The organism is Paenibacillus sp. 01T422 (genome assembly GCF_056398785.1).
This window is the reverse complement of the sequence record NZ_JBFTQB010001091.1, coordinates 1-1,839: the sequence shown is the minus strand read 5'-3', so window position 1 is coordinate 1,839 and position 1,839 is coordinate 1. Positions and strand designations below refer to the sequence as shown.

Below are 1,839 nucleotides of genomic sequence, written 5' to 3'. Positions count from 1 at the left end.
ATACCTGCACAGTTGTCATCCGCATTGGCATCCAAACATAGTCTGCGAATCGCATCTGGCGTCGTCAAAACTTGTTTGAACACAAGCTTACTYGGTATTGAAGGATCACGGTCAATTCCTTCTGTAATCTGTTTCGAATGATCCTCTACTTGAAGCAATGTCTCAGGTCCGTACAAGTGTTGACTTCCGGTTACAAACCAAAATACTTTTTCTGCTGAAGCTTTCATGGCAATTTGCCTCCTTGGATAATGGGGATGGATGAATGTGAATTAGTGCCGCGCTTCCTCACGGATAACACGAAGGCGTTTCATGACATCGTTCTCTCCGCGGCCGAAATAATCGTGCAGCTTGCTGTACTCTTGGTAAAGTTTCTCGTAAACAGCAACATTTTCCGGGATAGGTTTAAAAGTATCTTTGCGAACACGCGCCATTTTTTGCGCGGCATCTACGATATTATCGTAACCGCCTTTAGCTGCGCCTGCGGCTACAGCACCGAACATGGCTGCTCCAAGTGCCGGCGTTTGTTTGGAATCAGCAATTTTGATCTCGCGATTCGTTACATCCGCATAAATCTGCATCAGCAGGCGATTTTTTTGCGRAAGTCCGCCGCATGCATACAATTCCTGAACCTCAACGCCATTATTGTGGAAAGCATCGACAATTTTACGAGTCCCAAAAGCAGTAGCCTCCAGCAGCGATCGATATACCTCTTCCGGCTTCGTCAAAAGCGAATAGCCAAGAATAAGGCCGTTGAGCTCTGTATCTACCAGCACGGATCGATTTCCATTCCACCAATCCAACGCAAGCAAACCTGTTTCACCTGGTTTGTAAGCGGATGCATGACGTTCCAGCCATTCATGCACATTCGTTCCTTCTTGCTCTGCCGCAGCTTGCACATAAGCAGGCACTCCCTGTTCCACATACCAAGCAAAAATATCACCGACAGCTGACTGCCCAGCTTCGTAGCCCAAATACCCCGGGATGATGCCGTCTTCTACAACACCGCACATACCTTCAACTTCCCGCTCCTCTGTCCCAAGAAGCATATGGCAAATCGAAGTGCCCATCGCCATCACTAATTTCCCTGGTGTTACAACGCCTACACCCGGTACAGCCGCGTGGGCATCAACATTCCCTACAGCAATAGCAATGCCAGGCTGTAAGCCCATCAAGGCAGCCATCGATTCCGTTAATTCGCCGGCTTTGGTGCCAAGCGCCACAACCTCGCCGCGCAGCTTCGTCTGAGTAACATTCTCCAGGCGCGGGTCCAACGCTTTGAAGAACTCGTTGCTTGGAAAGCCTTTCTTTTTATGCCAGATTGCTTTATAGCCAGCCGTACAGCTGTTACGCACAATATCAGAAGCGCCCGTCATTTGTGATACTACCCAGTCTGTCGCTTCCAGGAAGCGATCCGTCTGCTCATAAATGTCAGGGGCTTCATTCAATATTTGCCAAACCTTCGCAATCATCCATTCCGATGAAATTTTCCCGCCGTATCGCGGAAGGAAATCTTCGCCTCTGCGCTCAGCGATTTCATTAATGAGGTTCGCTTCGTCTTGAGCAGCATGATGTTTCCATAGCTTCACCCAGCTGTGCGGATTATTCGTCAGCTCAGGATTGAAGCAAAGCGGCTGACCTTGCGCATCTACTGGAAGCATCGTGCATGCTGTGAAATCAATACCAAGGCCGATGATGTCAGCAGGGTCTACACCGGAAGCTTGCACAACTGCAGGTACTGAACGCGTAAGTACATCCAGATAATCTTGCGGGTGTTGAAGCGCCCAGTCATATTCAAGTTTAATGCCGGAATTCGGCAGCTTCTCGTCAATAACATTGTGC

General features: G+C 48.9%; 1 protein-coding gene and 1 pseudogene. Both read right to left on the bottom strand.

Annotated features, from left to right (window positions below):
- Positions 1-227 (bottom strand): annotated as a pseudogene (locus tag AC1DUA_RS35895) (L-arabinose isomerase); the annotation flags it as partial.
- Between the two features lie 42 nt (positions 228-269).
- Positions 270-1,839, bottom strand: a 1,570-nt coding sequence (locus tag AC1DUA_RS35890; RefSeq protein WP_477504278.1) for a ribulokinase, incomplete at its 5' end; no start/stop codon positions are given.